Here is a 4,626-nt window from a genome sequence, read left to right on the forward strand (position 1 = left end):
GTGATGTTTTTTCTGTCAGACGTTCCGCGATTACAACTATCGCTATAAATACCCCAGGCATCAATCTTTTTAGTTATCTCACCCCATTCAGATTAAGAAAACCAATCATTATAACACAAAATCAATTCTGCAAGAGGTCTAATAACCAGTTAAGGAAGTCCAGGGGAGATAACAGGATGTTAATCACTCTCACACGATTAGCTTTTTTCCGAGTTCGGTGATGATGCCTTCAATTTCTTGGGTAAGGTCGGTTTCATCTGGAGTGATCGCTACAGGTTCTAAAGCCTTACTTGCTAAATCTCTAATCGCTCCAAGATATTCTTGCTTTTGGTACTGCCAGCGTTGATTAATGCCCTCAGCTAATTCGGCATCTCGCACAGCTAAGTTATTTAGGATCAGTTGATTTTTTACTTGTGCGATCGCATCTACTAATTCAATCTCTTCTGATGCCTGCCGAGCTAGTTGGTCAATTAAGGTGAGTTGAACATTAGATGTAGGAGATTGGGTAGGCGTTGTTAAGTATTGCTGTTGCTGCGGCAGAGAGAGGGCCTTTTGTGATTGTTCCGTGGCTGGCTCAGGCAATTCTTCTGAGAGAGTTTCGGAGTTTTCGGGTAACTCTGAGGTGTTGCTAGCCACGGTTGACAATTTTGGCTGAAAGTGTGACGCGATCGCTTCTAAATCGGCTTCTGAAACTGCCTTTAAAGTGTCAAAATCATCCGGGCGAACATGGCTTAAAGCGAGTCTCAGACTTTGCTCTGTGGTCATGTATTTTCTTGCAGCATCATGAATGCTGATTGCGTCTGCCGTTGCCATTGTTGGAATAACCTTTTTTCGTGGTGCCATAATTTACGCTCCTAATTTTTGGACTTGCTGAAATGATTTCTGATATTGATATCGGCTGAAATCGTTAGGATTTTTGGCAATGTACTGTTTTACCCGTTCGCCACGTCGCAGCTGTGCCATCAGGCGACCTACACGGCTCAATACCCATGATTGGTAGGGAGACAAAGGTGATTCGCGGTCAAGGCTTCCATCATGAGTTTTGGGGTAGGCATTGCGGAAAGACTCTATTCGCCAAAACGCTATGTTTTCCCAAGTGCAAAGGGTAGAACGAGCGACACCCAATAAATCAGCTAAATGTGTCTTGGTTGCCGGGAACTCAATAAATAAATCTAAATTCGTGGAATCTTTGCGCCGTCTTGGTTTCATCACTTCGTACAGATATAAATACAAATCAATGGATAATTAGCCAAATATCGATATAGTAAACAACACTGTATAGTATCCAATCGCTGAACTCCAGGCTGTGTATATCTCTGGAATACTCATAGGACGCTAATTAGTGGCTTTTTATTGATCGATTGGGCTTATGGTGTTAGCATAACCCTAACCACGTTAACAACGCAATACACCCATTTGCCCCAATGACTTGATTTATCCTTAAAGGGATAATCAAAGGTATGTAAATGTGGTAAATCTGTTGTGACTGAAGAAAAGCAAGTAACTTACAAAATGTTTCTACCTGAATCGATGAGGGCTAGATTCAAGTCCATCTGCGCTCTCAAAGGTGTAAGCATGAACGAGGTTTTGCTTGAGCTAGTAAAAACTTGGATAACAGAAAACGAAGCCAACTCATCTACAACTGATAAAGGCAAAGGAGCAGCATGAGCGAAGCGCTAGGAGGAGCCTACGAAACAGAAAAACCAGAGGTATCGCCAGAGGCATTAGAGGCAGTAGAAAGTTTTACTACTGCACTAAATAACTTTAATTGGCGGGCTGACTATTTTAAATTTTGTGAAGTTCTGGGCTTTACACCAGATAGCTATGCTGAGGAAAAATACCAGCAATTTCGAGAACTGGTAAGTTATCTAGACTGTTTTGATAAAGAGGCGATCGCCAAAATGATTGAGGCGGGGCAATGACTAACGCACAACGATTAGACAATGTTGAAAATGAATTAGAAACTGTAAAGCAGCTTCTAGTGTCTACAGCCAGATACGCTGAATCAGCCAACAGTAGGCTTGACCGACTTGTTGAACGCCAAGACTTGAGCCAAAGACAGCTTGATGGTTTAGCTGTGACCGTTCAAACTATGGGTGAAAAAGTTGATAACTTGTCTAGGAAAATTGACAATTTTGTTGATACAACTACAGATTTTATTGAGACAACAAGAGCTAGAAATTCTGTATTAGACAGCGTAGTTCTCAGACTAGATGAAAATCAAGCCAGATTAGAAGCAAGTCAAGCATCAACTAACGCTGCTGTAGATAGGTTAGAAAGAATTTTAGAACAACTAATAAAGCGAAATGAATAGCATGAAAACAAGTGTAGAGCCACAAATTATTTGACCATAACGACAAATCATTTGTCACCAATCTAAATCCTTCTGCATCGCCTATTCAATGGATTTCTACAACTTCATATCAGAAATCCTAAAAATTAGATACCCTGACAGTAAAGCTTACAGAGATGAAGAACTTAATTTATAATTTGTCACTGCGGTCAAATAATTCGTCGCTCTACACAAGTATAATCGGATGTAGCTCGTATGATGCTCAGGAGGCACACATCACGAAACTGAAAATGTTATTGTAGCGATTTAGTTGAATTTCTCAGAGCGTAACTGGTTTCACAAGCTTATAGATTATCCGAAGTTTGGCGACGAGGGTTATCTAAAAGTTTCAGAGGAAGTCCAGCCGCTCTGCTTTGGGAGCCGAAACTGCCCAAGTACTTTTTAAATAATAAGCCAAAAATCATTGTTTAGCAAAATCATGATTATGATTTTGGCTTAGTTTTGGGCAGTCAGCTCCCAGATTTAGTACTGAGGAGCCGATTGTGAATCAAAAAACGAAAAAATCAACCCAAAATCGAGAATATGGGGTTTTTGCAAATCTCTGCAACCCTGAAAAGCCTCACACGCCTTACTGGGCAATAGCTTCAGGTAGGTTGTGGGAGTTTACTGCTGCCTCACTAAAAATAGAAAGATTGAGGCGATCGCTGGAATCTGAGTTAAAAATCATTCCCAAATTGGGAATTTTAATGGTTCGCAGCCAGGGCAGGAAATTTTTAGCTATTGTAAATTTGAAATTTAAAGGGGGTTTGTTAAACCTTCCAAAGCCTCAAAAACTTTACTGGTTAAGGGTTTTAGGGAGGTTTGGGAGACTTGCTATAACCCTAACAAAAATAGAGAAATTGGTGCGATCACTTGGAGGTAGGCCACGAATTTATTCTTGTTTCGGAAATAAATTTTACCGATGGGAAGGTTGCAGCCCTAAAATTAGCACCAAATCAGAACTAAAAAGTTCATCCCTGAACAAGCTCCTCTCCTGGGTGCTATTCACCAGTGAACAATTTATTACCAACGATGAAAACGTTCATAATCCTTGTTGGAAGAGGACTTGGCTTAAGTTGTGGAAATTTAGGTGTAACCCACCAAAGTTGAAGCGATCGCTCTTCTATGGGGTTAAAAATATTCCCGTTTTGGGAATTCTTGGTGGTTGGGAGGTGGCAGCATGAGTAGCCGCATAGCCAAATCATCCCACGAATTACAAAATTGCTCTAATTCCAGCATTGAAAAATTCGCCGATAAAATCCACGCAGAATTTGTTGATGGTTCTGGGATTGACGTTGAAACATACAATTTAGCTATAGAAATTGTCCCAGACCTAGAGCTTGATCCACATACAGGGGAAGTCATAGGGACTCCGATCCACGATGCTCTGAATTGGCGGTATACCAGATTTGGGCATCAAGCGCAAGAGAATATTTATGCTGCTTTGTTCAAGAATGAAGACGGTAGCTATTGGCAGTCGAAACTGAGCAAGCCCAGGATTGACAAGAAAAAAGGTAAAGAGCAGAAATACCAAACTCCTAAAGGTGTTGGCTTACGAGCGTATCGCCCGACAGTAAGTCGTCAAATCAGGAGACAAATTGCTTCATATTTTGGGATAGAAGTTCCGCCGCCTTTTGAAAGTTTTTGGGACTGGTTGGAAGATCACCCAGAAATTCCAATCATCTTTACCGAAGGTGGGAAGAAGGCTTTATGCCTGTTGTCGCATGGTTATGTTGCGATCGCTCTCTACGGAGTCAATGGTGGCTACCGTAGTAAAGATGACTATGGTTTCCCTGTAAAACCATATTTAATCCCAGATGTAGTCAGGTTTGCCAAAGGTGGCAGAGAAATTTCTCTAGCCTTTGACCAAGATGAGTCGCTCAAGGCCAAAAGACAAGTTAAACAAGCGCTAAATAAATTCGGCAGTTTACTATCTGCTACTGGATGCTTAGTAAAAATTATCCGTTGGAATGGGGCGAAGGGAGCTAAGGGAGCTGATGATTTAATTGTTCTTCAGGGAGCAGATGCCTTTGACCATGCCTATGAAAAGGCAATGCCTCTCAACCATTGGCAGATTTTACAACGGCTAGAAGGGCAACTTACCTATCCAGCCAACATTAAATTGACTACAGCTGATTTATCCAGCCTGGAAATAGCAAATTTCCCAGATGAGGGGATAATCGGCATTCATTCCAATACGGTTCAGTTAAGGCTGAAAGACTGATTAGTGATATGAAATTTAAGAGCTTCAACTGGTTGTCCAGTACCTCTGTGTGTTGGCTTTTTAGAACGAA

At 41.2% G+C, this 4,626-nt stretch carries 7 protein-coding genes; 5 read left to right on the top strand and 2 right to left on the bottom strand.

Features of this window, described 5'->3' with window-relative positions:
* Window positions 1-189 precede the first annotated feature (189 nt).
* Complete coding sequence (locus tag H6G26_RS38785; protein ID WP_190737097.1) at window positions 190-843, bottom strand: hypothetical protein; 654 nt, start codon at window positions 841-843, stop codon at window positions 190-192.
* Window positions 844-846: 3 nt separating this feature from the next.
* The gene (locus tag H6G26_RS38790) at window positions 847-1,209 is read right to left on the bottom strand and encodes a hypothetical protein (protein ID WP_190737098.1); all 363 of its coding nucleotides are present in this window, start codon (window positions 1,207-1,209) and stop codon (window positions 847-849) included.
* A 273-nt stretch (window positions 1,210-1,482) separates the two neighbouring features.
* On the opposite strand from H6G26_RS38790, the gene H6G26_RS38795 reads away from it, so the two are divergent.
* The 5 genes from H6G26_RS38795 to H6G26_RS38815 all read left to right on the top strand — a co-directional run bounded on the left by H6G26_RS38795 (window position 1,483) and on the right by H6G26_RS38815 (window position 4,556).
* Window positions 1,483-1,668, top strand: coding sequence for a plasmid partition protein ParG (locus tag H6G26_RS38795; RefSeq protein ID WP_199327279.1), 186 nt, complete (start codon window positions 1,483-1,485; stop codon window positions 1,666-1,668).
* Entirely contained in the window at window positions 1,665-1,922 is a 258-nt protein-coding gene (locus H6G26_RS38800; protein WP_190737100.1) for a hypothetical protein, read from the top strand. The genes H6G26_RS38795 and H6G26_RS38800 overlap by 4 nt, the downstream gene beginning before the upstream one ends.
* Window positions 1,919-2,314 carry a hypothetical protein gene (locus tag H6G26_RS38805; RefSeq protein ID WP_190737101.1) on the top strand — a complete coding sequence of 132 codons (396 nt, stop codon included), beginning with the start codon at window positions 1,919-1,921 and terminating at the stop codon, window positions 2,312-2,314. Before H6G26_RS38800 ends, H6G26_RS38805 begins: the two co-directional genes overlap by 4 nt.
* Window positions 2,315-2,835: 521 nt before the next feature.
* Window positions 2,836-3,516 carry a hypothetical protein gene (locus H6G26_RS38810; RefSeq protein ID WP_190737103.1) on the top strand — a complete coding sequence of 227 codons (681 nt, stop codon included), beginning with the start codon at window positions 2,836-2,838 and terminating at the stop codon, window positions 3,514-3,516.
* Entirely contained in the window at window positions 3,513-4,556 is a 1,044-nt protein-coding gene (locus tag H6G26_RS38815) for a DUF3854 domain-containing protein (RefSeq protein WP_190737104.1), read from the top strand. Before H6G26_RS38810 ends, H6G26_RS38815 begins: the two co-directional genes overlap by 4 nt.
* The last annotated feature ends 70 nt before the right edge of the window (window positions 4,557-4,626 follow it).

The sequence above is a fragment of the Nostoc sp. FACHB-888 genome, from assembly GCF_014696655.1.
Taxonomy (GTDB): domain Bacteria; phylum Cyanobacteriota; class Cyanobacteriia; order Cyanobacteriales; family Nostocaceae; genus Nostoc.

Coding starts and splice junctions, on each gene's coding strand:
- H6G26_RS38785 (WP_190737097.1), bottom strand. CDS start 843: ATGGCACCACGAAAAAAGGTTATTCCAACAATGGCAACGGCAGACGCA.
- H6G26_RS38790 (WP_190737098.1), bottom strand. CDS start 1,209: ATGAAACCAAGACGGCGCAAAGATTCCACGAATTTAGATTTATTTATT.
- H6G26_RS38800 (WP_190737100.1), top strand. CDS start 1,665: ATGAGCGAAGCGCTAGGAGGAGCCTACGAAACAGAAAAACCAGAGGTA.
- H6G26_RS38805 (WP_190737101.1), top strand. CDS start 1,919: ATGACTAACGCACAACGATTAGACAATGTTGAAAATGAATTAGAAACT.
- H6G26_RS38815 (WP_190737104.1), top strand. CDS start 3,513: ATGAGTAGCCGCATAGCCAAATCATCCCACGAATTACAAAATTGCTCT.